Consider the following 24,387-nt stretch of genomic DNA (forward strand, 5'->3'; position numbering starts at 1 on the left):
TTGCCAACGTCAACCCAGCCAGCCAGCGTTACCGCGTACCCGCGCGGCAGCGAGCCAGCGTTCGGTTCCAACCATCGCGAGGCTTGCAGCGTGTCGAATTTCGTCCGGCACCTTGAAGCGCCTTGCCGCACTCAAGGACTGCCGCACAATGTTTGCATCCCCCTCTTCGCCGGTCCAGCGTCTGCGCGCCGACCAACCCCAGGTGCCCGATGTCGAATTGCAGGTGATGGCGAGAGACGGCGTCGAAGCGCGCCTCGAATGGCCGGCGGTCGACGACCCTTCCCAATCGCCTGAATGCGCCGCGCGCGCCGCCGCTGTCACGGCGGCGAAGCAAGGAATTGCCGATCTGAAGGACCGCCACTGCGCGCGGTTCGATCCGCAGCGCTTGCCGGACGAATCCGACGCGCAGTGGGGCTCACGTGTTCGCCGGCAGCGCAGCAACGTGCTGTCTCTGATTCACGCGGCCAAGCATTGCCTGGTGCGGATCAGTCACGCAAGCGAGCACTTCGACGACCGTGCGCGGGAAGAAGAATTCGTGGACGAGATGTTGCGATCGCTCGCGGATGCGCTCACCGAAATCTCTGTTCGCGACGGCGCGCGGCCTCTCCATTGCGCGATCTTCGCCGTTGATGCCCATCCGCGCCTGCACGCGCTGAGGGCAGCGTTTCTGCAAGCCTCCATCGACAGCCGGATCGCTGCCCTAGTGCGGCTCGGCGCCGATCCGGCCGCGTGCACGGCGACCCCCGGCCTCGTCGCCCGGACGATCGACATTCTGGAAGATGCCGTGTCCGCGAGCGTCGATCCGGCGCCCGTCGTCTTGTGCATGGCTGGCACGTTGCATGAACTTGAAGCCGCGCTCGCAGGCCACCCCCTCGCGCAGCAAGCCGTGCACGCCGCGCTGGACGTGCCGCTGCTCCGGGTCATCGAGCATGCAGCTGCGCCGGGGCAACTCTCCAGAACGCGCGTCCTGAATCGCAGAGCGCTCCTCGCGGAACTGGGCAGGGACGGCCTGCAATCGTGCGACGCGTTCGGCGAAAGCGTGCCCGAAGGCCGTGCGACATCACTTCGTCACGCGCTCGCGCAGGCCAATTCGAAGGGCCTGCTTGAGCAGGCAGTGCGGGATGAACTCGGCAAACTGGACCCGCACGCGGGCCTTCACCTCGCGCAAACACGCCTCATCGCCCGGGAGTTCGCGCGGCTTTCCCGCTCCGCGATCCCGGACGAACTGCCGCGATGGCTGTCCAGCCCGCAGTGGAGTCCTTCCCGCGGAGTGAAGGAGGAATTCATCTATGCCATGCTCAGTGCCGGGATCGAGCGATTCTTCAGCGTCTCGCTGCCGGAATGCGCCGAGCTGGCGGCCCTGGGCGCCATCGATCAGGACGAGTTCGACGCTCTGCTCGATCGCACGTGCGGCCTCGTGCTGCGCCACGCTTGCCAGGCGATACACCGCGAGGCCACGCTGATTCGTCAGCTCGGGCACGAGCTGCTCGCCCTGGCCGCTCGAGTCGAGCGGGCATCGGCGCTCGACACCGCCACGAAGCGGGCACGCAAAGAAAAAATCGCGCGGTTCCTGGAGCACGAGGTCTTGCCGCGTTTGATGCAATCGTGGCCCCGCAGCCTGGCAGGCGAGCCGCACGCGGATTTCGCGAACCGGTTCAGTGCCGTTTTCGCCCGGCCGATGCACGTCTCGTCCTGAGCGCACGCCGGCAAGCAGTCACAAGGAAGAACCCCAATGAAGTCGAACGCCCCGCATGCGCTTTCGGTCGCCGCGCTCGCGACCGCGATGTCACTCGGACAGGCTCACGGTCAGGTGCAGCCGCCGGCAACCGCGCTGCAAACGGTCGTGGTCACCGCGAAGCGCGCAAACCGCGTCTCCTCGGGCGCGACCAACCTGCCGCTGGAGATCAAGGACACGCCGCAGTCGATCAGCACGATCGACAAGGAGGAACTGACCGACTTCGGCATCACCGGCTCCAACGACGCGCTTCGCTACGGCACCGGCATCAACGTGGAGCAGTACGAAACCAACCGGGCCGAGATCAACTCGCGCGGCTTCCAGGTGATGCTCACGCAGATCGACGGCCTGGGCATGACCAACGATTGGGGCACCATCGTCGGCCAGCAGGACACGTTCCTGTTCGAACGCATCGAGCTCATTCGCGGCGCCAACGGCCTGCTCACCGGCGTCGGCAACGCCTCCGGCACAGTCAACTACGTTCGCAAGCGGCCGACCAACACCGGCGGCGGCCAGGCGATCGTCTCGGCCGGCGCCTATGGCCTGAAGCGCCTCGCGCTCGACTACAACAAGGTCTTCACCGCCGATGGCTCGTGGGCCGGCCGGCTCGTCGTCGCGAGCGAGGACAAGGATTCGTACATCCGTGCGCTGCACGATCGGCGCGACACGATCTACGGCGTCGTGGACGGGCAGATCGGCCGCGATGGCGTGCTCACCTTCGGCCTGAGCGTCGCGGACAACCGGCAACGCTCGCCGATGTGGGGCTCGCTCACCCTCAACTATCCCGACGGCAGCCTGGCCGACTTCGACGTCTCGTCGTCGACCTCGCAGGACTGGACGTACTGGAACACGCGTTCGTTCAACGGGTTCGCCGAATACACGCACACGCTTTCGTCCGACTGGGAAGCGAAATTCACGTACAACCACCGCCGCGGCACGGAGAGCACGAAGCTCTTCTACGCCTACTCGCCGACCACCGGCGCGCTGAATCCGGACAACACCGGCCTCGTCGGCTGGCCCTACCGCAGCGAAGGCACATCGAGCAGCGACATCTTCGACGCCAACCTCACGGGCCGCTTCGAGGCATTCGGCCGCAAGCACGAAGCGGTGATCGGCGTGAGCCGCTCGAAGCAGACGACGAAGACCGACGACTACGACGCGACCGCGTACATCGCTGCGCTGCCGGCCTTCCCGTATGCGGGCGACGTCTTTGGCGAACCCGACTGGGGCACGATCAACCACGGCCCGGGCGGCGAACAGCAGCTCACGCGGCTGTACGGCGCGGCCCGCCTCGCGGTGACCGACCCGCTCAAGGTCATCCTCGGGGTCAACGCGGTGCGCCTGAAGCGCAACGGCGCGTCGATCTACGGCAGCGGCACGGTGCTCGACAACTCGACGACCAGCAAGGTGAGCCCGTACGTCGGCGCGACTTACGACATCACGCCCGACGTGCTCGGCTACGTGTCGTACTCCGACATCTTCCAGAACCAGGACCAGGCCGACATCAACGGCGTATTCCTGGCGCCGATGAAGGGCATCAATGCGGAAGCCGGCGTGAAGGCCGAGTGGCTTCACCGCCGGCTGCTCACGACGTTCGCCGTCTTCAGCGCGAGGCAAAGCGGCCTGGCCACGTACGCGGGCATCAACAGCGCCGGCAACTACTACTACGAGCCCAAGGACGTGAAATCGCGAGGCTTCGAAGTCGAGGTGACCGGGCGCATCGGCAGCGACACGAGGCTCACCGCGGGCTACACGCAGCTCAGGCTCACCGGCCCCGACGGCAACGACATCTACGAATGGGTGCCGCGCCGCACGCTGAACCTGCGCGCCGATTCCCGCGCGCCGATGCTGCCGAAGTTGCGGCTCGGCATCGCCGCGCGCTGGCAATCGGACGTGTCGAAGATCGGGGGCGCACTGCAACACGCGTATCTGCTCGCCGACGGCTTCGCCGCCTACGAGCTGAACGACAAGGCGACGTTGAGGCTCAACGTGAGAAACCTTCTCGACAAGAAGTACCTGAGCACGGTCGAATACGGCGCGATCTACGGCGCGCCGCGCAACGTCGGCGTGTCGCTCGAATACAAGCTCTGAGCGATGACTCCGCATGCGATCCGGCGGTGGGTCTGGGTGCACAAGTGGTCCAGCCTGGTCTGCACCGTCTTCCTGCTGTCCCTCTGCATCACAGGCTTGCCGCTGATATTCCATCACGAGATCGAAGACGCATCGCGCCCGTGGAAGATCGCCGATCTTCCCGAAGGCACGCCGCGCGCCGGCTACGACCGCCTGCTGCAGGCCGCGCAGGCGCGCTACCCGAGGCTGGTTCCGCAGTACCTTCTCATCGACGAGGACGAGCCCAACGCGGTCACGATCGGACTCGGGCCGGCGCCGGCGGCGCAGGAAGGCAATCGCTATGTCGTGGTCGATGCACGCACGGCGAGGGTGGCGGGCGAGCCCGACTACGAGAGCGGCGTGATGTACGTGCTGCTGAAGCTGCACGTCGACATGTTTGCGGGCCTGCCGGGCAAGCTCTTCCTGGGCGTCATGGGCATGCTGTTCGTCGCCGCCGTGATTTCGGGCGTGGTGGTCTATGCGCCCTACATGGGCCGGCAGGCCTTCGCGAGCGTGCGCACACGAAGCACGCGGCTGCGCTGGTTCGATCTGCACAACGTCCTCGGGATCGTCACCGTGGCGTGGGCGCTCGTCGTCGGCGCGACGGGCGTCGTCAACACGTGGGCCGACCTCGCGATCAGGTATTGGCAAGTCACGCAGATGGCCGAGATGACGGCGCCCTACCGCGGCCAGCCGCCGCTGCCGCCCGGCGAGCGCGCCTCGCTCGACGGTGCCGTTGCCGGCGCTGCGCGAACGCTGCCCGGAATGGAGCTGGCGTTCATCGCCTTCCCCGGAACCTTGTTCTCGAGTCCTCACCACTACGCCGTATTCGGACGCGGAACGACGCCGTTGACCAGCAAGCTGCTGAAGCCGGCGCTGATCGATGCGAAGACGGGCGAGTTGACCGACTCGCGCGACCTGCCCTGGTACATCAGCGGCCTTCTCTTGTCGCAGCCGCTGCACTTCGGCGACTATGGCGGATTGCCGCTGAAGATCGTCTGGGCGATTCTCGACTTCATCACGATCGTCGTGCTGGGAAGCGGCCTGTACCTGTGGCTCTTCAAGCGAAAGCGCAAGAATGTGAGGCGGGATCCCAATGACACAGCCGAGCGATGCGGCGCGAAGCCGGACCCGGGCGGGAGCCATGTTTCATGAGTGACTTCAGTGAGCGCAGCGCTTTTCGGCACGTGTGGCTGTGGCCACTGGCGCTCGCCGTCAGTTCGACCTTCGGACTCGCGTCGGCGCTCGTCGGAGACGGGATCTGGGACATGCTCGCGTGGCTCTCGCTCGCACCGCCGCTGATTGTCTCGTCGCTCGCGTGGGGGCGCTCGCGGGCAGGTCGATCCCGCGAGCCCTCTCGCCGACCGGGCGACGAGTCAATCGTGCGCTTCCGCCGCTGCTCGCCCTCGTTGCTGGACAAGTCGCTTCGCATGCCACGCCGCGACCGCAGGAATCGGAAGAGCTGACCACCAGTGCGCGCGCGCGATCCAGTCGTGTTGCGCGGCCGGTCCATACAGCAATGCGAGGCCGGTGGAGACCGCGACCAGCAGAAGCGACAGCATCGCTATACCGACGCCCCACATCGTCGTGCGCGATCTCGCCCAGACCCGGCCGACGTGGGGCCAGATCCAGCGGCCCGCGAACAGGCAGATGAGCCAGGTCGCGCTGCCGTGCACGGTCACCGCGGCACGTCTGACTTCCATGTGCCAGGAATCCAGCACGGCAGTGTCATCCGCAGGCCACGCATAGAGCACCACACCCGTGAGCCACAGTATCAGGATGACCAGGCCCGTGAGCACGACCCCTGCACGCGTCCAGCCCGCGTGCCTGCCCGGCATGAACCGCCTCACCATCGCACGAGCCGCGCTCGATGAATGCGAAGTGCGCGGCGCAGCGCGAAGCACGGCTCGTCCGCTTGCAAGGCCCACTTCGTCAAAGCGTCGGCCGTCATGCAGTCGGGTGCGAGAACGCAGGCGCATTGCCAGCCGGGCGCCAGTCGGCGCTTCGGCACGAAGTCCTCGCCGCGCACCGAAGTCGCGACGGCTCCTTCCTTCAATCGCAGCAACCGTTTCGCAAGCGACGCCGTCGACGGATGCCGCAGATGGAGGGTCCATTGCCTGCGGCCGAAGGCGCGCAAGTCTCCGCCGGCGTTGACCAGTGCGGAATCCACACCGCGCGATCGGAGAATCTCGACGGCCGCATCCACGGCGTACCCCTTGGCGATGCCGCCGAGATCGAGCGGGAGAGCACCGTCGGGAACCACCGACGTATCGTCGACGATTCGCAGCGCTGCCAGCGAGCCGCTGCCGTGCGAGGCACGCATGAGGCCGTCTCGCAAGCCGGGTCGCGCCAGACGCCTTGCGGCCCGGAGGGGATCGAACGCATGCGCGCTCGCCGACGTCCAGTATTGGGCCGCTCCGAGCACGGCACAGGTGTGCCGATCCACCGGCACGGTCGAGCCCGGTGCCGCGCGAGCGAGTCTTGCGAGGTCCGAATCCGTGCTGTGCGCGCTCATCGCATGGTGGATGGTCTGCACGGCCGCGAATGCATCGGCGATCGCATCCATGGCGCCCGAGCGCCCCCGCTCACCCGCGACGACTTCGATCGACACGATCGTGCCGAGCAGCGGCTTTGCCCGGCGCAGAACATCCGACCGGGTCTGCATCACGGCTTCTTCCGCAGCCGCATGCCGACGAGCGCGCTCAGGCGCTGCACGCCTTCGGTCACGTGCTGGCACGACAACGTGGCACCCGAGATGTTGCGGATGTCGTCGCCGAAGCGCATCGCCGCCGGCGCCTTGCGCCCGGCGAATTGCTGCCGCCACGCGAGGCTGCGAATCTCCCCTCCATGCGACTCCCGGTACGCGAGCACTTCGACCTGCGTCACGGCGCCGTCGGCGGAGAACCCCACGGCGTAGTCGATCAGCTCGAACTTCCCCGTGACCTTGTCCGCGAGAACGAAGCCGGCCTGCTGTCCTTGCGCGTCGAGGCCGGTCCAGCCCATGGGCCCGAAGCCGGGCGGAATCCGATGCTGCGTCGCCGTTTCGATCGCCGCCGAAACCTGTGCATCGATGGTGAGCGGCCAGTCCGTGAACGACGCTGCCTGCGGCAGCAGCACCTTGCGGGCCTGGTCGATGTCCATGTAGACGACGGCGAATGCAACCGGATGCCACAAGGTCGCGAGCCCGCTCGCCGCCGCGCCGCGCAACAGGGTCCTGCGCCGTTGCATGCTCAGAAGTCGAAGCCGACGCCCAGGTTGAAGCGATCGCGCGTGCTGTCATCCACGAAACGCATGTAGTCCACCTTGAACACCACTTGCGGGTTCAGGTAGTAGTTTGCCCCGACCGTCACCGTCCGTGTGGCGGGAAGCGGCGCGGGGATCACGCCGGCCGGGAGTCCGGAATACGAGGACGCCGTGTTCAGGCGCTCATAGCGCGCGAACGGCCACAACGACTGCGGCCCTGCTTGCCACACCCGGTAGGCCCCTTGCGCATACCAGCCGCCGAAGCGGTCCGGCACCGGTGCCGGCTGACCGGCGAAGGTCGCGTTGAGCGCCGCGATGCCCGAGAAGCGGCCTTGCGCCGCGAGGGCCGCGATGTCCCACGGGCCCGCCTGCCAGCGCGCGTGCGCCTCGGCCAGCGTGACGGTCGCGTCCGGCGCCGCGAAGCCAGGCTGCTTCTGTCCCGCGCCGCCATGGAAAATGCTGCCGCCCACCTTCAGCCCGGGGACGCCGCTGTAGTTGACCGCCGCATAGCCGGCCAGCGTTCGCGCGAGGGCGAGCTGGCCTTCCTGGTGAATCGCGCCGAGAGGAGATTCGATGCCCTCCGTGCTGGCCGGGTCCCAGGCGGTGAGGTTGAAGCCCGTCACGACGCCCGTGTTCCAGCGCCAGCCGCTGTCCGTCGTCCCCTGCACACCGATGCCGATCTCGCGCCATGTCGTCGGAATGATCGCTGTTTCCACCTGGTTGCGGAACACGCCGAAGTACCGCGTGGGCTCGTGCGATTCGTTGAGCAGCCCGATCGGCATCAGGAAGAGGCCCGCCTTGGCGGAGATGTTCGGCGTGAAGTCGTGCTCGATGTACATCTGCTCCAGCTCGACTTCGCCCCGGTCGTCGGCGGATGCCACGGCGTTCTCGACTTCGAGCTCGGCCGCCATCCGCGTGCGCTCGTCGAAGCGGTAGCCGAAGCCGAGCACGCCCCGGCCCAGCGTGGCAACGGTGTTCGCGGGGTCCTTTCTCGGACGGCTATAGCTCAATTCGCCGTAGCCGAAGAGCCGCAGACCCGTCGACGCATCGGCGGACTGGGGCGCAGCTGCCGCGGCGGGCCCCGGTCCGGATGCGGAAGCGGCGGCAGGCGCGTTCCATCCACCCGTCGCGGGGGCCGGTGCGGTTGCAGCGCCCTGCTGCTTCTTCAGCGCTTCCATCTCGTCGCGCAGCTTCTGCATCTCGGCTCTGAGCTGACGCACCTGGGCGGCCAGTTCGGCCTCGGCCGTTTGCGCGCTCGCCGGGCTGCAGGCAAGCACCGCGGCCAACGCGATCACGTTCAGGCTCCATCCGCGTTTCTTCATTGTCGTTCTCCGTCTCTTTCGTTGTTCAGGGCGCGTGGTAGCCGTCGGTGAGCGTGCGCAGGAATGCGGCGACATCGGCGATCTCGCTGTCCGTCAATGCCGGCGCCTCGCCGAGGTGGCGGTTGTACGGAACCTCGGTCGTGTTGACGTTGCCGCGCAGCGCAGCGGGCAGGTCGTTGTACGAAATCGCGTTGCCGCCCGCGTCGAGCGGATACCACAGCTGCGGATCGGTGTCGCGCCGCACGTAGAAGCGGATCACCTGCTCCAGCGTCGTGAAGGCGGCGTTGTGGAAGAAGTGCTTGCGCAAGCCCACGTTGCGCAGGCTGGGCACCTTGAACGCTCCGCACAGGTCGGCCCGGACAGCGAGGTCGGGCCGCTTCGGTCCGCACAGGCCCAGGTCGTAGTAGGCTGAATCGGCGTTGGCCGAGATCAGCACGTTGCGGGGCACGCCGAGGTTGTCGTAGGTGAAGTCCGTGAAGAGGGCGCCCGGCGCGTTCGCGGGCTTCGTGCTCGGATGGCAAGCCGCGCAGTTGCCCTTGTCCGGCCGGTTGAAGAGCGCGAGGCCGTTGAGCTCCTGCGGCGTCAACGTTGCGCGACCGGCGACGAAAGCATCGTACTTGCTCGAGAACGGCGCGAAGTCCGGATCCTCCATCTGATAGCGCTCCAGCGCGAATGCGGCGCGTTCCATGGCCGCCTCGGGAGACGTGAAGATGCCCGCGCCAAAGAGTTCCACGAACTTCGCCGCATAGGGTGCCGCCGCAAGCTTCGCCACGACACTCGCGACGTCCGGGTTGGCCATTTCGACGGGGTTCACGAAAGGCTCCTTCGCCTGATCGTGCAGCGACGACACGCGGCCGTCCCAGAAGAATCCTCCGGTGGGCGTGCCGTCGTCCGCGAAGAAGAAGCCGGTGTTGTAGCGAAGGTAGCGGATGGAGGGCGCATTGCGCATGCCTTGCTGATCGGCGTTCGGCCCGCCGAGCACAACGGCTGTATCGAACGGCGAGGCATGCCCGAAGTTCGAGTCATGGCAGGTCGCGCACGACATCCGGCCCGATGCGGAAAGCGTCGCATCATGAAAGATCTGCTCGCCGAGTTGGGCCGCGGCGCTCAGCGTCGGGGCCGCGCCGGATGACGGGGCGCTCCCTGATCCGCCGCCACCACAGCCCGTGAGCATCACGCAGGCCGCGAGCGTGCTGCAGAGCAGTCGGCAACCGAGAGGCAAATTCCAGCGCAAGCGCGTTCGACTCGAGGACATTTTTGAAGGGCGGCGTATAGACCACAAATGCGAATCAATCTCATTATTACATCAACTCAGCCGCAAACTTTGAGCCGCATCAGAACGCACTTGGAAAAATATCCGGCCCAGTTGGCGCGCTTCATCACACTGCCGGGCGCGTGGCGCGGGCCGCCGGGTCCGAGTGACTTCTTCGTCCGGTCGAACGAAGGTCTCGGCGCCGAAAGGCGCGCGATGCCGATCTGAATCGGTTGCCTATCGTGGCGGCGAACCCGCCGCAATCAACGCATCGGCATAGTCCTGCCAGCGTGCGTCCTTCGACATCGCCTTGAACACGCCGTCCTTCGCATGGTCGGCCACCCACTGCTGCTTCTCGGCGATGGCCGCGGCCATGAACGGATCGAACCCCGCTTCGCGCACGGTGTTCGCGGCTTCGCGCATTTCCTCCGCTCGGCGCTTGCCGTGCTGCACGACACGGCTGAAGAAATACGCGCCCTGCTTCGTCCAGTCGATGCCGGGAAACGTCTCCTGCAACGTGGGCAGCACATGGTCTTCCACGCCGTACGCGCGCGCGGTGGCATAGCTTTCGATGACGAGCGCCTCCAACCCCTTGATCATCACGCTGCGGCACATCTTGATGGCGCTCGCGACGCCGAGCTCGTCGCTCACGGCCTTCGCGTCCATCTCCCAGCCTCGCAGCAGCGCGGTCAGCTCGCCCGCGCGCGCGCCGCCCAGCAGCATCGGCACCTTGATGCCATAGGGCGGGACGGAAGTCATCACGCCCGCTTCGACGTAGTGCGCGCCCGTCGCGTCGATCGCACGTGCGGCTTCCTGTTTGGTGCCGGGGGAAGCCGAGTTCAGGTCGAGAAAGACCGTGCCGGGGCGAATGAACCGCGCGGCCTCCTGCGCCACGGCGAGCGTGCTCGATGCGGTGACGGCGGAGATCACGAGATCGCTCGCTTCGCACAACTCGCGCATCGAGCCGCAGCCGGCGATGCCGCGTTCGCGCGCGTGCGCGCGTTCGGTTTCCTGCGTCGTCGTGTCCGCGAACTTCAGGTCCCATGCAGAGACATGCGTCACGCGCGGCTTCAGGCCCGACGCGAAGATCTTGCCGACCTCGCCATAACCGACGAGACCCAGTCGTTGCGGGTTCATGCTGCTCATCTCCTTTTTCTCACTGCCGCGGGATGCCCGCGCGCGCGATCACGTCGCTCCAGCGGCGAATCTCGCTCGCGAGCAGCGCGCCGAGCTGCTCCGGCGTGCTGGATCGCGCCTCGACACTCAACGCCGCGAGACGCTGCCGCACCGCCGGATCGGCGAGCACCGCCTCGAGTTCGGCATGGAGACGCTGGACCACCTCGCGCGGCGTCTTCGCAGGCGCGGCGAGCCCGTTCCAGGACGACACATCGAAGCCGCGCAGCGCGCCGCCGCTTTCCGCCACCGTCGGCACCTGCGGCATGCCGCCCGGCCGCTTGCCGCCCATCACCGCGAGAGCACGCAACGCCTTCGCATCCAGCTGGGACTGCAGGGGTCCGAGGATTTCCACGGCCGCATCCACTTCGCCGCCGCGCAGCGCCGTCACGACCGCCGGCGTGCCGTTGAACGGCACGACCTGCGCGCGGATGCCCGCCGCCGTCATGAAGAGCTCGGCCGCGAGATGCTGCGTGCTTCCGACATTGACGGTCGCGATGTTCAGCTTGCCCGGGTTCGCCTTCGCGGCGGCGAGCAGGTCCGCGAGCGTGTGCAGCTTCGAGTTCTCGGCGACGACGATCGCGATGTCGAAAGTGCCGATGAGGGACACGGGCACGAAGTCCTTCACCGGATCGAACGGCAGCTTCGAGAAAAGCCCGGCGCTCACGGCCGTGCCGTTGCTCACGAGAAGGAGCGTGTGTCCATCGGGCTCGGCATGCGCGACGATGTCACCTGCCGTGACCCCGCCCGCGCCGGGACGATTGTCGACCACCACGCTCTGCCCGATGCGCTTGCCGAGCGCTTCGCCCACCGTACGCACCGTGAGGTCCGCGATGCCGCCCGGGCCGAACGGCACGACGATGCGAAGCAGCCGGCTCGGGAAAGCAGCGTACGCCGGCAGGATGGCCGATGCGGCCGCGCAGATCAGAACGTCGCGTCTCTTCACGCCATTCATCGTGCCACACCGAGCAGCCTGTCGAGCTGCTCGGGCGACTGGACGAGCGCGTCCGCCGTGCTCGCGTGCACGACCGTGCCGTGATCCAGCACGACGGCCAGATGCGAGATCGCGAGGATCGCCTGCGGGTGCTGCTCGACGATGATCGCGGCAAGTCCCTCCTCGCGCGTGATGCGCGAGATCGCGCGCAGCAGCTCCGACACGATGATCGGCGCCAGCCCCTCCAGCGGCTCGTCCAGCAGCAGCAGCTTCGGATTCACGACGAGCGCGCGCCCCACCGCGAGCATCTGCTGTTCGCCGCCGGACAACTGCGTGCCGAGGTTCGTCCTGCGTTCGAGGAGGCGCGGGAACATCTCGTACACGCGGTCGGGCGACCAGCGGCCCGGCCGCGCAACCGCCGTGAGGTTCTCGTGCACCGTGAGCGACTTGAAGATGTTGCGCTCCTGCGGCACCCAGCCGATGCCTGCGGCCGCGCGCTGATGCGAGGGCAGCTTGTGCAGCGCCACGCCGCCGAGCTCGATCGATCCCGCATGGCGGCGCGTCGCGCCCGCCAGCGTGTTGATCAGCGTCGTCTTGCCCGTGCCGTTGCGCCCGAGGAGGGCGAGCGTCTGGCCTTCGGCGAGTTCGAAGCTCACCTCGTGCAGCACGACGGCCTCGCCGTAGCCGGCACTCAGGCCCGACACGCGAAGCAGGTCACCCATGAAAACGCTCCCCCCCGCGCTCGTCGCTGTCGTGCGTCGCGCTGTCGCCCTGAGAGTTGCTTTCGCCTCGAGGCGGCACGGCGGCGAAAGTGGCCTCCACTTCATGCCCGAGATACACTGCCTTCACGTCGGTGTTGTTCGCGATCTCCTCGGGCGTGCCTTCCACCAGCACGCCGCCGTTCACGAGTACCGTCATGCGGTTGGCGAAGCTGAAGACGAGATCCATGTCGTGTTCGATGAGGAGCACCGAAACATCGGCGGGCAAGTCCGCGACCGTCTGCAGCAATTCCTCGCGCTCCCCCGCGGGAACGCCTGCCACCGGTTCATCCAGCAGCAGCACGCGCGGGCTGCACGCGAGTGCGATCGCGATCTCCAGCAGCCGCCGCTTGCCGTATGCCAGATGTTCGGTGCGCTGGTTCATGACCTCGGCGAGGTGGAACTGCTCCAGTAGCTGCTGGCAGCGCTCGGCCACCTGCGCATTCGCGCCGAGCGAAGCCCAGAACCGCGCGCCGAGCCCCTGGTGCTGCGAGACGACGAGCGCGAGCGTCTCGAGCGGCGTCATCGAGGCGAAGAGCTGGTTGATCTGGAACGTGCGCACCATCCCGCGGCGCACGCGCCGGTGCGGCGCGAGCGTCGTGATGTCCTCGCCCTCCAGCACGATGCGCCCCGCCGTGGGCTCGAGCACGCCCGTGAGCAGATTGATGAGCGTCGTCTTGCCCGCGCCGTTGGGCCCGATCAGCGCGTGCCGCGCGCCGCGGCGAACGTCCAGCGTGACGTTGTTCGTCGCGGTGATGCCGCCGAACTTCTTCACGAGGCCCTGCGCGGAAAGCACGACGTCGCTCACCGCGAACCTCCGCGCCAAAACCACGTCCACGGCTTGAACAGCCGGTCGCGTCCCACGAGCGTGAGCACGACGAGGAAGAGGCCGAGCCAGAAGGTCCAGTACTGCGGCGTGATGGAGGAGAGGAAATCCTGCATCAGCTTGAACACGATCGCGCCCACCACCCCGCCATAGAGCCACCCCGCTCCGCCCACGACCAGCATCAGCAACGCATCGGCGGAACGGTGGAATTCGAACACGTCGAGCGACGCGAAGCCCGACGTCTGCGTGAAGAGCGCGCCGGCCGCGCCCGCCATGGCCGCGGCCACGGTATAGATCGCGATGAGCCGCGCGTGCACCGGCACGCCGATGGCCATCGCGCGCAGGCGGTTGTCGCGGATCGCCTTCAGCGTTGCGCCGAAGGGCGAGTCGACGATGCGCCGCGACACGAAGAAGAGGACGAGCAGCACGACGAGCGAGTAATAGGCCGCCGTGCGCCCCATCAGGTCGAACTCGAACGTGCCGAGCAGCGGCTTGAACTGCAGGCCCTGGATCCCGTCCGTGCCGTTCGTGAGCCAGTCGAGCTTGTTCGCGAGCTCCAGCAGGACGAGCGCGACGCCGAGCGTCACCATGAGCCGCGTGAGGTCCGTGCCGCGAAGCACGGTGAACGCGGCGAAGACGCCGAGCAGCGCGGCCGCGGCCATCGCGACCACGAGGCCCAGGTGCGGGTCCGGATTCACGTGCTGGCAAAAGAGCGCGGCCGTATAGGCGCCCAGCCCGAAGAACGCCGCATGCCCGAGCGACACGATGCCCGAGAAGCCGAGCACGAGGTCGAGCGACATCGCGAAGAGCGAGACGATCGCGATCTCGTTCACGATCAGCGCGTGCGACGGGAACACGGCCGGCGACGCGAACGCTGCGATCCAGAGCACCGGCTCCCACCAGCGGATGCGCCTTGCGGCCAGGAGCGACTTCTGCGCCTCGCTCGTCATGCCTTGCCGCCTTGCCGCACGAAGAGACCCTGCGGGCGCCAGATCAGGATCACGATCATGACGCTGTAGACGATGAAGGCGCCCATCTTCGGGATGTAGTACTTGCCCGCGACGTCGGCGATGCCGAGCAGCAGCGCCGCGGCGAGTGGCCCGGTGATGGACGACGTGCCGCCGACGGCCACCACGATCAGGAAATAGATCATGAACTTCAGCGGGAACGAGGGGTCGAGCCCGAGCACTTCCGCGCCGAGCGCGCCGCCGAGCCCCGCGAGCCCCGAGCCGAAGGCGAACGTGGCGAGGAACACGACGTTCACGTTGATGCCCATGCCCGCTGCCACGCGCTGGTCATCCACCGAAGCCCGCAGCCGGCTGCCGAAGCGCGTGTGCGAGAGGATGTACTGCAGCCCGAGCGTGAGGAAGGCGCACAGGATCACGATGAAGAGCCGGTAGTGCCCCATGCCGAGCGTCCACGCGCCGCTGCCGATCTCGGTGCGGCCGCGCAGCCACTCGGGCAGCTGCATGATCTGCTGGGTGGAGCCGACGAAGTAGTCGACCCCGGCCACCGCCATGAAGACGAGGCCGATCGAGAACAGCACCTGATCGAGGTGCGGCCTGCGATAGAGCGGGCGGTACAGCGTGCGTTCGAGCACCGTGCCGAGCAGTGCGCAGCCCGCGAATGCGATGGGCAGGCACACGAGGAACGGCACGCCCTCGCGCTGCATAAGGAGCACGGTGATGTAGCCGCCCACCATCGCGAAAGCGCCGTGCGCGAGGTTGATGAAGTTCATCAACCCCATCGTCACGGCCAGGCCGACCGCGAGGATGAACAGCAGCATGCCGTAGGCGATGCCGTCGAAGAGGATGGTGAGCATGGCTTTCCTGCTCCCTCTGCCCCGCGGGGAGAGGGGACTCGAATGTCTCTACTTGCTCTTGCCCGGATCCTTCACGTCCTTGATCACGTCGAACTCGACGTTCCAGAGCTTGCCGTCCTTCTTCTCGACCTTGCGCAGATACACGTTCTGCACGATGTCGCGCGTCTGCGCGTCGATGTAGGCAGGCCCGCGCGGACTTTCGAAGATCTGCCCCTTCATCGCCGCGAGCAGCGCGTCGCCGCCGCCCTTGCCCCCGGTCTTCTTCAGCGCTTCGTAGATCACGCGCATGCCGTCGTAGCCGCCCACGGCCATGAAGTTCGGACGCATGCCCTTGTTGGCCTTCTCGAACGCCTCCACGAACTTCCTGTTCGCCACCGACGGATGCGCGGCCGAGTAGTGGTGCGAGGTGACGACGCCCAGCGCGACGTCGCCCATGTCGTTCAGCTGGTCGTCGTCCGTCACGTCGCCCGTGGCGATCAGGCGGATGCCCGCCTTGTCCATGCCGCGTTCGCCGAACTGCTTCATCACCGCAGCGCCCGCGCCCGAGGGCACGAACACGAAAAGCGCATCGGGCTTCAGGTCGCGCACCTTCTGCAGGAACGGCGCGAAGTCGGGGTTGCGCAGCGGCACGCGCAGCTTGTCCATCACCTTGCCGCCGTTCAGGATGAAGCGCTCGCTGAAATACTTCTCCGCATCGATCCCCGGGCCGTAGTCGGTCACGAGCGTGACGACGGACTTGATGCCGTTCTTCGGCGCCCAGTCGGCGATCGCCACCGACACCTGCGGCAGCGTGAAGCTCGTGCGCACGACGTAGGGCGATGCTTCTGTGATGCTCGAGGTCGCCGCGGCCATCACCACTTCGGGCGTCTTCGACTGCGTGGCGATGGGCGCCACGGCCAGCGCCGACGGCGTGATGCCGAAGCCCGCGAGCACGTCCACCTTGTCGTTCACCACCAGTTCCTGCGCGAGCCGCCTCGTCTGGTCGGGCAGGCTCGTGTCGTCCTTCACCACGAGCTCGATCTTGCGGCCCGCGACCGTGTCGCCGTTTTGCGCCATCCACAGCTTGGCAGCGGCCTCGATCTGGCGGCCGGTTGTCGCCTGCTGGCCCGTCATCGGCAGGATGAGGCCGATCTTGAACGGCGCGCCTTGCGCGAAGGCGAGGGATGCACTGCCCGCGAGGGCGACCGCGATCGCGGTCTTCAGGAAGCTTCTCTTGTGCTGACGCATGGTGGTCTCCTTGGGTTGATCAGAGCGCGGGCACACCTCGGGGCGAACCGAGGGGCTGGCGGATTGTCGATGGCGAGACTTGCAGAGTAAACGGAAGGCACGCTCTACCAGTTATCGCACGTCGGCATGACCGAGCGCCGGATATTAACGCCTGCTCAAGCTCGCGCGCGGATCAGGCGCACGCTGGGCATGCGCTCGAGGTCGCGGCTCGCGAGTGCCTCGCGCAGGTTGCGCTGCGCGATGCGCGAGTGTTCGCGCATGATCGCCTCGGCTCTCGCGCCTTCGCGGTGTTCGATCGCGTCGAGCACTTGCCGGTGCTGGTCCTGCGCGACGATCAGCATGTCGCGCGCGCGCGGCGAGTTCGCCTGCACGATGACGAAGCCCGAAGGCGATGCGAACGGCAGCCGGACCACGCGATCGATTTCGCGCGCGATGACCGAGCTGCCTGCCATGTCGCTCAACAGCGAATGGAATCTGCGGTTGAGATCGTCGTAGCGCGGGAACGCCCCGTCGTCGAGGGCGGGCTGCTCGAGCACGGCGTCGATTTCGGCGAGGCAGACGTGCGCCTGTTCGATCAGGTCGCCCGGCACGCCGCGCTCGGCCGCGAGCCGCGCGGCGAGGCCTTCGACCGTTCCGCGCAATTCGATCGCGTCGCTCACCTCGCGCTCGGAGAAGATGCGCACCGCATAGCCGCCCCCCGGCATCGTTTCAAGCAGGCCTTCCTGCTCCAGCCGCATCAACGCGGCGCGGATCGGCGTGCGCGAGACACCCAGCTTGTCGACGATCGCGAGCTCGGCGATGCGGGCGCCGGGCGCGAGTTCGCCCGCGAGGATCATTTCGCGCAGCCTGAGCTGGGCCTTGAAGGCTTGTGAGCCGGCGTCGAGGTCATTCATGGCGCTCTAGTGTATACATGAAATCCGGCAATCTCATCTTCATGAACCTTTAGGTTGTATATCCAGCCTCGTATCAGCCAGAGTCGCCAAGTCAATGTATACATTAAGCGGCTTTCGGGCCATAATCCGCCCACTGCCATCCACGAGGAAACCATGTTCCCGAAGAACGCCTGGTACGTCGCCTGCACGCCCGACGAGGTCGACGAGAAGCCGCTCGGGCGCACCATCTGCAACGAGAAGATCGTCTTCTACCGGGGCGACACCGGCAAGGTCGCGGCGTTGGAAGACTTCTGCCCGCATCGCGGCGCGCAGCTTTCGCTCGGCGCGGTGTGCGAAGGCAAGCTCGTCTGCGGCTATCACGGCCTCGTGATGGGTTGCGACGGCAAGACCGTCTCGATGCCGGGCCAGCGGGTGCAGGGCTTTCCGAAAATCCGCGCGTACCCGGCGGTGGAGAAGTACGGCTTCGTCTGGGTCTGGCCGGGCGACGCCGCGCTCGCGGACGAAGCGAAGATCCACCACCTCGAATGGGCCGAGAGCCCCGACTGGGCTTACGGCGGCGGGATGTATCACATCGCATGCGACTACCGCCTGATGGTGGACAACCTCATGGACCTCACGCACGAAACCTACGTGCACACCACGAGCATCGGCCAGAAGGAAATCGACGAGACGCCCGTTGCCACGAAGACCGAGGGCGAGCACGTGATCACGAGCCGCTTCATGAACAACGTGATGCCCCCGCCGTTCTGGAAGGCCAACCTGCGCGGCAACCATCTGCCGGACGACCAGCCCGTGGACCGCTGGCAGGTGTGCCACTTCCACCCGCCGAGCCACATCCTGATCGAAGTCGGCGTCGCCCTCGAAGGCAAGGGCGGCTACCACGCCGATGCGAAGGACAAGGTGTATTCGATCGTGGTGGACTTCCTCACGCCCGAGACCGAAACGAGCATGTGGTACTTCTGGGGCATGGCGCGCAACTTCAACGTGCGGGACAAGGCGCTCACCGCGCAGATTCGCGAGGGCCAGGCCCGGGTCTTCGCCGAGGACATGGCGGTGCTGGAAGCGCAGCAGCGCAACCTGCTGCGGTACCCCGAGCGCAAGCTTCTCATGCTCAACATCGACGCGGGCGGCGTGCAGTCGCGGCGCATCATCGACCGGCTGGTCGCGCAAGAGCAGCCGCAGCCGCAGCCGCAGAAACTCGCGGCATGATGGCGGCATGACTCAACTCACCGTCAAGGTCGTGCGCAAGACGCGCGAGGCACAGGACATCGCGGGCTTCGAACTCGCGCGCCCCGATGGAGGCGCCCTGCCCGGCTTCAGCGCGGGCTCCCACATCGACGTGCACTTGCCCGGCGGCGGCACGCGCCAGTATTCGCTGTGCAACGATTCGGCGGAAACGCACCGCTATCGCATCGCCGTGCTGCGCGATCCGAACACGAGGGGCGGCTCGGCCTCGATGCACGACGCCGTGCGGGAAGGCGACACGATCCAGATCAGCGAGCCGCGCAATCACTTCCCGCTGGTGCATGCCGCCCGCACCCTGCTGTTTGCGGGCGGTATCGGCGTGACGCCGCTGCTGTGCATGGCGCAGCGGCTTGCGAAGATCGGCTCGGACTTCACGCTGCACTACAGCACGCGTTCGCCCGAGCGCACGGCGTTTCGCGACGAGATCCTCGCCAGCGGATTTTCGGACAGGGTGGTGTTCCACTTCGACGACGGCGCGGCCGATCAGATCCTCAACGTGCCCGCCGTGGTCGGCACGCCCGATCCGGGAACGCACCTGTACGTGTGCGGGCCCGCGGGCTACATCAATCACGTGCTGCAGGTGGCGCAGGGGATGGGCTGGCCCTCGGCGCAGATCCACCTCGAATACTTCTCGGCCACTCCGCAGGACACGGCGGGGGATCGGGCATTCGACGTGAAGCTCGCAAGCAGCGGCAAGACGTATCGCGTGGAGGCGAACGAAACGGTGGTGCAAGCGCTCGCGAGGCAAGGCGTCGAGATCCTCTACTCGTGCGAGCAGGGCGTGTGCGGCACTTGCATCACGCGCGTGCTGGAAGGCGAATGCGACCATCGCGACATGTACTTCACCGACGAGGAGAAGGCGAAGAACGACCAGTTCACGCCGTGCTGCTCGCGGGCGAAGAGTTCCCTGCTCGTTCTGGACCTGTAGCTGAAGCCGGCCATTCAAGGAGACCCCGGACATGATGCAACTTCCTGCCCGCTACGACCACGTCGGCAGCTTCCTTCGCCCGCAATACCTGCTCGAAGCGCGCGAGAAGAAAGCCAAAGGCGAAATGACGCCGCAGCAGCTGCGCGAAGTCGAGGACAAGGCCATCGCGGAAATCGTGAAGTTCCAAGAGGACGTGGGCCTGAAGAGCATCACGGATGGCGAGTTTCGCCGCACCTACTTCCACATCGACTTCCTGGAGCAGCTGGGCGGTGTGAAGACGGACATTCCCGTCACGATCCGCAAGGCCGACGGCACCGAGGAACTCGCGCCGCCCGTCATGCGAGTGATCGACAAGGTGCGCCATGCCAGGGACATCCAGCGCGCCGACTTCGAATATCTGAAGTCGCAGGTGAGCGCCGGCCGCACGCCGAAGGTGACGATCCCCTCGCCCACCATGCTGCACTTCCGCGGCGGCCGCGCGGGCATCAGCAAGGAAGCCTATCCCGAGCTCGACCCCGACTTCTACGAAGACGTCGCCAAGGCCTACGGAGACGAATTGAAGTCGCTCTACGACGCGGGCTGCCGATACGTGCAGATGGACGACACGAACATGGCGTACCTGTGCGACGAGAAGCTGCGCGAAGCCGCGCGCCAGCGCGGCGACGACCCGAACGAGCTGCCGCATCGCTATGCGAAGTTCATCAACCGAGTCGTGGCGCGCAAGCCGCCGGGCATGCTGCTCGCGATGCATCTGTGCCGCGGCAACTTCAAGAGCACGTTCGCCGCGCAGGGCAACTACGAGCCGGTGGCCGAAGCCCTGCTGAAGGAAATGGACCTGGATGCGTACTTCATGGAGTACGACGACGACCGCTCCGGCGACTTCCGCCCGCTGCGCTTCCTGCCCAAGGGCAAGACCGTGGTGCTGGGGCTCGTGACCACGAAGTTCGGCCAGCTCGAGGACAAGGACGTGCTGAAGCGCCGCATCGAGGAGGCCTCGCGCCACGCGCCGCTGGAGCAGCTCGCGCTGTCGCCGCAGTGCGGCTTCTCGAGCACCGTGCACGGCAACAACATCGCCGTGGAAGACCAGCGCAGGAAGCTGCAGCTGGTGGTGGAGACCGCGCGCGAGGTGTGGGGCGTGGACTGAAGGGCAGCGGTCGGCTCTCGCTCGGCGATTGCTGTCGCGCGCGAGGGGGTGCCATAATGCCCGAGGCATTCCAGCAAACCTCCGTGCACGGCCTCACGCGATCAAGACGACTTACCTGGCGCAGCATCTGCGCGGGGATGGTGCTGCCGTTGCTGATGGTGTTCATGCAGCAGGCAGCGGTTCTGCATGAGCTGGGGCATCTCACTGAAGCCGAGGCGCGGGAAGCTTCGGGCCCGTACGACGGGGCCGGCCAGCACGGAAAGGTCTCGCACCCATGCCTCGAGTGCCTCGCGTTCGCGCAGGCTGCCTCCGGTACCGTTGCCCTCACATTCTCCGCGGTCCTGCTGACGGGCCTGGCCTTCCAGCTCGTCGCGGCGCGCACACTGGCCCTTGGTGCGCTCACGCTGCCCGCGCAGCGCAGCCGCGGGCCTCCCATCGCCGCCTGATCCGGTTCCACTCGTGTCCTCTCCGGCGAGCCGCAGTGCCCGGCGGAGAGCTCCCTTGCTCCCACGTTTCAGGTGGCTTCTCATGTTTCGTCCTCGCCCGCGAGGCCTGGCCCTGGCCATGTCTCTCGCATTTCCATTCGTCGCGCAAGCGGCCGACGTCTCTTCCGCCGACGTCGTCGCCCAGAGCGACTCACAAAAAAATACTTCGGCCGCGTCCACGGCCGGCAAGACACTGCCCAACGTCGTCGTGACGAGCCGGCCGAGCGCCACACAGCAGGGTGCGTTGCGTGACGAGATCGTCAAGACCGAGTCGATCGACGCCGCCGAGATCGCGAAGACAGGCGCCACGAACCTCACCGAGCTCATGGCGCACCGGCCGGGCATCGACGTGCAGGTCGAGTGCTCGGTGTGCAACGTGCGCAACATCACGCTGAACAATCTGCCGGGCCGCTTCACGACGCTGATGCTCGACGGCGTCCCGATCTTCTCGTCGGTCTCCAACGCCTATGGGCTCGACATGATCGGCCTGAACGGCCTCGAGCGAGTCGACATCTCGCGCGGAGCGGGCACGAGCCTGATCGCCCCGGAATCCCTTGCGGGAACCGTGAACCTCGTCACCAAGCGTCCAACGCGCGATGGCGGCGAAGTCGATCTGAGCGGGGGCAGCGACGGATTCCGGCGCGGCGCGGCCTACGCGGCCAAGACGTTCCAGGGCGGCGCGTTCTCGGTGAGCGGGACGCTGCAGCAGCACGACAGCGTCGACGGCGTGGGCACGGGCATTTCCCAATACACGGGGTATGACCGCAAACTGCTCGGGCTCGGGCTCTTCCTCGACGACGTCGGCGGCTTTCGCATCAAGACGCGGTTCGACCACATCGACGAAAAGCGCATGGGCGGGCCTCTCGGCGACGACTACGACGCCGTTCGCGCGAGCACGAGCGGCAACCCCTTCGACTTCAGCAAGGGCCCGCATGCATCGCCCGATCCCAACGGGTGGATCAACCCGAGCGACGGCAGTTTCGTCGGCCCCTACGACGACGGCCGCTTCGGCCTCGCGCAGATCATCTTCACGAAACGGGACCAGTTCGCCGGCACCGCGGAGCGGCAGATCGGCGATGCGAAATTGCGCCTGGCGGGCGGCTATGCGGAACACCGCCAGGACTCGTGGTACGGCGGCGACGCGGACTACTTCGGCCGGCAGAAGCAGTACTACCTGGAAAGCAGCGTGCAGATGCCGATCGGGCGGACGCTGTGGACGGCCGGGCTGAACTACCGCTACGAGGACCTGCACAGCCGCTCGACGAGCGAAGACCCGTCTTCGCCCACCTTCGGCATCGAGCGCATCGATGCCGATGCCTACGTGTACCGGACCCCCGGCGCATTCCTGCAGATGTACCGGACGTTCTTCGACGATCGCCTGGAAATCAACGCGAGCGTGCGATACGACCACAACAACGTCTACGGCGGCATCACGACACCGCGGCTGAACATGCTGTGGCACCACTCCGACAACGTCTCCAGCCGCTTCGCGATCGGCAGCGGCTATCGCTTTCCCACTTCGTTCTTCGAGCTGGAGCACGCGATCCTCGCGGCGCCGTCCGTGGACCGTTCACAGGCGAGGCCGGAGAAATCGGACAACGTCTCCTACGCCTGGAACTACGCGAATGACCGCTTCGCGGTGACGGCCTCCATCAACCACACGCGCATCCGGAATCTGGCCCTGTTCGTGGACGACACGGCCGTATCGGGCAACTTCCTGCTCCAGCCGGCCGCGAGCGCATACACGGTCAACAACGTGGACGTGGTCGGCACGTGGCAGATCACGCCGCGCGACGCTTTCACCGCCGGCTTCGAGCGCTATCAATACCGCTTCAACGCCACCGACATGCAGGGCAGTCTCTTCGCCCGGCCCGACTACCGCGTCACCCTGGCGCTGGACCACGACGCGGGGCCGTGGGACATCAACGCGCGCGCGACCCTCACCGGTCCGGCCAACCTCGCGAAGTTCTACGACTACGCCGACACCCAGCGCTACAACCTCGACGGCACGCCCAAGCCGAACCGCAGTCCGTCGTTCTGGGTCGTGGATCTGCGCGCTTCGTACCAGTGGAACAAGACGATCCAGACCTACCTGGGCATCGACAACGTCTTCGACTACAAGCAGGCGAGCCGGGACAGTTTCCTCTGGCTCGATGCCGGCGGCGCGCTGGATGTGACGCACATCTGGGGGCCCAACATCGGCCGCACGATGGTGGCCGGCGTGAAACTGAGCTTCTAGCCATGGGCCGTGCATTCCTCGAAGCGGCCGCAGCCCTCGGCGCGGCCGCCGCATTCGCCGCGATCACCGCGGCGCACGCGGCCGAGGCGCCGGTCGCGATGGAACTGCCGCAACTCGACGGATCGCGGTTCGTGCGGCTTTCCGAATTCGAAGGCAAGGCGATGCTGCTCAATTTCTGGGGCAGCGAGTGTCCGCCTTGTCTCGTGGAGATGCCCACGCTCTTCGCGATGGCCGCGCGCCACGAGAACGTCCAGTTTCTCGGCATCGCGGTGGACCAGCGACAGGACGCGGTGCGCTTCCTCGCGGGCCGGGGGCCCACCTACCCGCAGCTCGCGGCGCCCGTTCGTCCCGAAGTCCTGCTGCGCCGCCTCGGCAATCCCAAGGGGGCGCTTCCCTACACCCTGGTGCTCGACCGGTCTCACCGCGCCTGCAGGTCGCATGTGGGAGAAGTGGATGCGGCCTGGGTCTCGTCCGCGATCGCGGCCTGCGGCGGATGACGCCCGGCTCTCGCAATATTCAGGAGTCACGAATGAAGCATCGAACAACGGCCGCCGCGGTCCTTCTCGTCGCCTGTGCGACCGCGATGGCTGCCGGCAAACACGAACACGGCGTCGCGCGTCTGGACGTCGCCGTGGAGGCGAACACCATCAGCTTCCAGCTCGAATCGCCGCTGGACAACCTGCTGGGATTCGAACATCCACCGCGCACGGCCGGCGAGCGCGAGCGTGCCGATGCGCTCGTCGCGAAGCTCCGGTCCGCCGATGGCGTCTTCAGGCTGGACCCCGCCGCGCGCTGCAAGCTGCAGAGTGTCGAGCTGGTGTCTTCGGCCCTGAAGCTCGGAAACCCCGGCCCGTCCGAAGAGGGCCACGCGGACATCGACGGGTCGTTCACGTTCACCTGCGCGCGAGCGGCCGACGCGGCCTATGTCGACACGGGGCTCTTCACCTTTGCACGAATGCAGCGCGTGGACGTGCAGGTCGCAAGGCCCGGTGCGCAGTTCGGCCTGCAACTGGTGCGCCCGAGCGGGCGGCTGGACCTGGTGCGCTGAGGCC

Annotated in this window: 24 protein-coding genes; 11 read left to right on the forward strand and 13 right to left on the reverse strand. The window is 66.9% G+C overall.

All coding sequences use genetic code 11. The features are described 5' to 3' along the window. The first annotated feature begins 148 nt into the window (after positions 1–148). The 3 genes from VHA82_RS11765 to VHA82_RS11775 are packed head-to-tail and all read left to right on the forward strand — an operon-like array spanning position 149 to position 4,999. Positions 149–1,696 carry a hypothetical protein gene (locus tag VHA82_RS11765; protein WP_325543746.1) on the forward strand — a complete coding sequence of 516 codons (1,548 nt, stop codon included), beginning with the start codon at positions 149–151 and terminating at the stop codon, positions 1,694–1,696. A 36-nt stretch (positions 1,697–1,732) separates the two neighbouring features. Next, positions 1,733–3,826, forward strand: coding sequence for a TonB-dependent siderophore receptor (locus VHA82_RS11770; RefSeq protein WP_325543747.1), 2,094 nt, complete (start codon positions 1,733–1,735; stop codon positions 3,824–3,826). A gap of 3 nt (positions 3,827–3,829) precedes the next feature. Continuing rightward, positions 3,830–4,999 carry a PepSY domain-containing protein gene (locus VHA82_RS11775; RefSeq protein ID WP_325543749.1) on the forward strand — a complete coding sequence of 390 codons (1,170 nt, stop codon included), beginning with the start codon at positions 3,830–3,832 and terminating at the stop codon, positions 4,997–4,999. A 221-nt stretch (positions 5,000–5,220) separates the two neighbouring features. Here VHA82_RS11775 and VHA82_RS11780 read toward each other — a convergent pair whose 3' ends face one another. The 5 genes from VHA82_RS11780 to VHA82_RS11800 are packed head-to-tail and all read right to left on the reverse strand — an operon-like array spanning position 5,221 to position 9,664. Continuing rightward, the gene (locus VHA82_RS11780) at positions 5,221–5,682 is read right to left on the reverse strand and encodes a hypothetical protein (RefSeq protein ID WP_325543752.1); all 462 of its coding nucleotides are present in this window, start codon (positions 5,680–5,682) and stop codon (positions 5,221–5,223) included. A gap of 8 nt (positions 5,683–5,690) precedes the next feature. Next, complete coding sequence (locus VHA82_RS11785; RefSeq protein WP_325543754.1) at positions 5,691–6,509, reverse strand: FAD:protein FMN transferase; 819 nt, start codon at positions 6,507–6,509, stop codon at positions 5,691–5,693. Beyond that, complete coding sequence (locus VHA82_RS11790) at positions 6,509–7,072, reverse strand: FMN-binding protein (protein WP_325543756.1); 564 nt, start codon at positions 7,070–7,072, stop codon at positions 6,509–6,511. Before VHA82_RS11790 ends, VHA82_RS11785 begins: the two co-directional genes overlap by 1 nt. Positions 7,073–7,074: 2 nt before the next feature. Further along, positions 7,075–8,409 carry a hypothetical protein gene (locus VHA82_RS11795; protein WP_325543757.1) on the reverse strand — a complete coding sequence of 445 codons (1,335 nt, stop codon included), beginning with the start codon at positions 8,407–8,409 and terminating at the stop codon, positions 7,075–7,077. Positions 8,410–8,434: 25 nt separating this feature from the next. Further along, positions 8,435–9,664, reverse strand: coding sequence for a cytochrome-c peroxidase (locus VHA82_RS11800; protein ID WP_325543759.1), 1,230 nt, complete (start codon positions 9,662–9,664; stop codon positions 8,435–8,437). A 27-nt stretch (positions 9,665–9,691) separates the two neighbouring features. On the opposite strand from VHA82_RS11800, the gene VHA82_RS11805 reads away from it, so the two are divergent. Beyond that, the gene (locus VHA82_RS11805) at positions 9,692–9,889 is read left to right on the forward strand and encodes a hypothetical protein (RefSeq protein ID WP_325543761.1); all 198 of its coding nucleotides are present in this window, start codon (positions 9,692–9,694) and stop codon (positions 9,887–9,889) included. 9 nt (positions 9,890–9,898) lie between these two features. Here VHA82_RS11805 and VHA82_RS11810 read toward each other — a convergent pair whose 3' ends face one another. The 8 genes from VHA82_RS11810 to VHA82_RS11845 form a co-directional block, all read right to left on the reverse strand. After that, positions 9,899–10,798 carry an NAD(P)-dependent oxidoreductase gene (locus VHA82_RS11810; protein WP_325543763.1) on the reverse strand — a complete coding sequence of 300 codons (900 nt, stop codon included), beginning with the start codon at positions 10,796–10,798 and terminating at the stop codon, positions 9,899–9,901. Between the two features lie 19 nt (positions 10,799–10,817). After that, positions 10,818–11,789, reverse strand: coding sequence for a tripartite tricarboxylate transporter substrate binding protein (locus tag VHA82_RS11815; protein WP_325543765.1), 972 nt, complete (start codon positions 11,787–11,789; stop codon positions 10,818–10,820). Further along, on the reverse strand, positions 11,786–12,490 hold the full coding sequence (locus tag VHA82_RS11820) for an ABC transporter ATP-binding protein (RefSeq protein ID WP_325543767.1): 705 nt from the start codon (positions 12,488–12,490) through the stop codon (positions 11,786–11,788). The genes VHA82_RS11815 and VHA82_RS11820 overlap by 4 nt, the downstream gene beginning before the upstream one ends. Beyond that, a complete protein-coding gene (locus VHA82_RS11825) occupies positions 12,483–13,334 on the reverse strand; it encodes an ABC transporter ATP-binding protein (protein ID WP_325543769.1) in 852 nt (283 codons plus the stop codon). The genes VHA82_RS11820 and VHA82_RS11825 overlap by 8 nt, the downstream gene beginning before the upstream one ends. After that, on the reverse strand, positions 13,331–14,302 hold the full coding sequence (locus VHA82_RS11830; protein WP_325543771.1) for a branched-chain amino acid ABC transporter permease: 972 nt from the start codon (positions 14,300–14,302) through the stop codon (positions 13,331–13,333). Before VHA82_RS11830 ends, VHA82_RS11825 begins: the two co-directional genes overlap by 4 nt. After that, positions 14,299–15,174, reverse strand: a complete 876-nt coding sequence (locus VHA82_RS11835; RefSeq protein WP_325543773.1) for a branched-chain amino acid ABC transporter permease — start codon at positions 15,172–15,174, stop codon at positions 14,299–14,301. The genes VHA82_RS11830 and VHA82_RS11835 overlap by 4 nt, the downstream gene beginning before the upstream one ends. 48 nt (positions 15,175–15,222) lie before the next feature. Further along, a complete protein-coding gene (locus VHA82_RS11840) occupies positions 15,223–16,401 on the reverse strand; it encodes an ABC transporter substrate-binding protein (protein ID WP_325543775.1) in 1,179 nt (392 codons plus the stop codon). 155 nt (positions 16,402–16,556) lie between these two features. Next, complete coding sequence (locus VHA82_RS11845) at positions 16,557–17,294, reverse strand: GntR family transcriptional regulator (protein WP_325543777.1); 738 nt, start codon at positions 17,292–17,294, stop codon at positions 16,557–16,559. Between the two features lie 153 nt (positions 17,295–17,447). Here VHA82_RS11845 and VHA82_RS11850 point away from each other — a divergent pair, with 153 nt between their 5' ends. The 7 genes from VHA82_RS11850 to VHA82_RS11880 all read left to right on the forward strand — a co-directional run bounded on the left by VHA82_RS11850 (position 17,448) and on the right by VHA82_RS11880 (position 24,383). Next, positions 17,448–18,503 carry an aromatic ring-hydroxylating dioxygenase subunit alpha gene (locus VHA82_RS11850; RefSeq protein ID WP_325543779.1) on the forward strand — a complete coding sequence of 352 codons (1,056 nt, stop codon included), beginning with the start codon at positions 17,448–17,450 and terminating at the stop codon, positions 18,501–18,503. Between the two features lie 7 nt (positions 18,504–18,510). Continuing rightward, a complete protein-coding gene (locus tag VHA82_RS11855; RefSeq protein ID WP_325543781.1) occupies positions 18,511–19,467 on the forward strand; it encodes a PDR/VanB family oxidoreductase in 957 nt (318 codons plus the stop codon). A gap of 31 nt (positions 19,468–19,498) precedes the next feature. Further along, positions 19,499–20,611 (forward strand): 5-methyltetrahydropteroyltriglutamate--homocysteine S-methyltransferase, encoded by a 1,113-nt coding sequence (locus VHA82_RS11860; protein ID WP_325543783.1) that lies wholly within the window; start codon positions 19,499–19,501, stop codon positions 20,609–20,611. A gap of 56 nt (positions 20,612–20,667) precedes the next feature. Continuing rightward, positions 20,668–21,057 (forward strand): hypothetical protein, encoded by a 390-nt coding sequence (locus tag VHA82_RS11865; protein ID WP_325543785.1) that lies wholly within the window; start codon positions 20,668–20,670, stop codon positions 21,055–21,057. Between the two features lie 118 nt (positions 21,058–21,175). Continuing rightward, positions 21,176–23,335 (forward strand): TonB-dependent receptor plug domain-containing protein, encoded by a 2,160-nt coding sequence (locus tag VHA82_RS11870; protein ID WP_325543787.1) that lies wholly within the window; start codon positions 21,176–21,178, stop codon positions 23,333–23,335. A gap of 2 nt (positions 23,336–23,337) precedes the next feature. Next, positions 23,338–23,832: a TlpA disulfide reductase family protein gene (locus VHA82_RS11875; protein ID WP_325543789.1), complete on the forward strand. Its 495-nt coding sequence runs from the start codon at positions 23,338–23,340 to the stop codon at positions 23,830–23,832. A gap of 32 nt (positions 23,833–23,864) precedes the next feature. After that, complete coding sequence (locus VHA82_RS11880) at positions 23,865–24,383, forward strand: DUF2796 domain-containing protein (protein ID WP_325543791.1); 519 nt, start codon at positions 23,865–23,867, stop codon at positions 24,381–24,383. The last annotated feature ends 4 nt before the right edge of the window (positions 24,384–24,387 follow it).

Source organism: Ramlibacter sp. (assembly GCF_035548915.1).
GTDB lineage: Bacteria > Pseudomonadota > Gammaproteobacteria > Burkholderiales > Burkholderiaceae_C > Ramlibacter.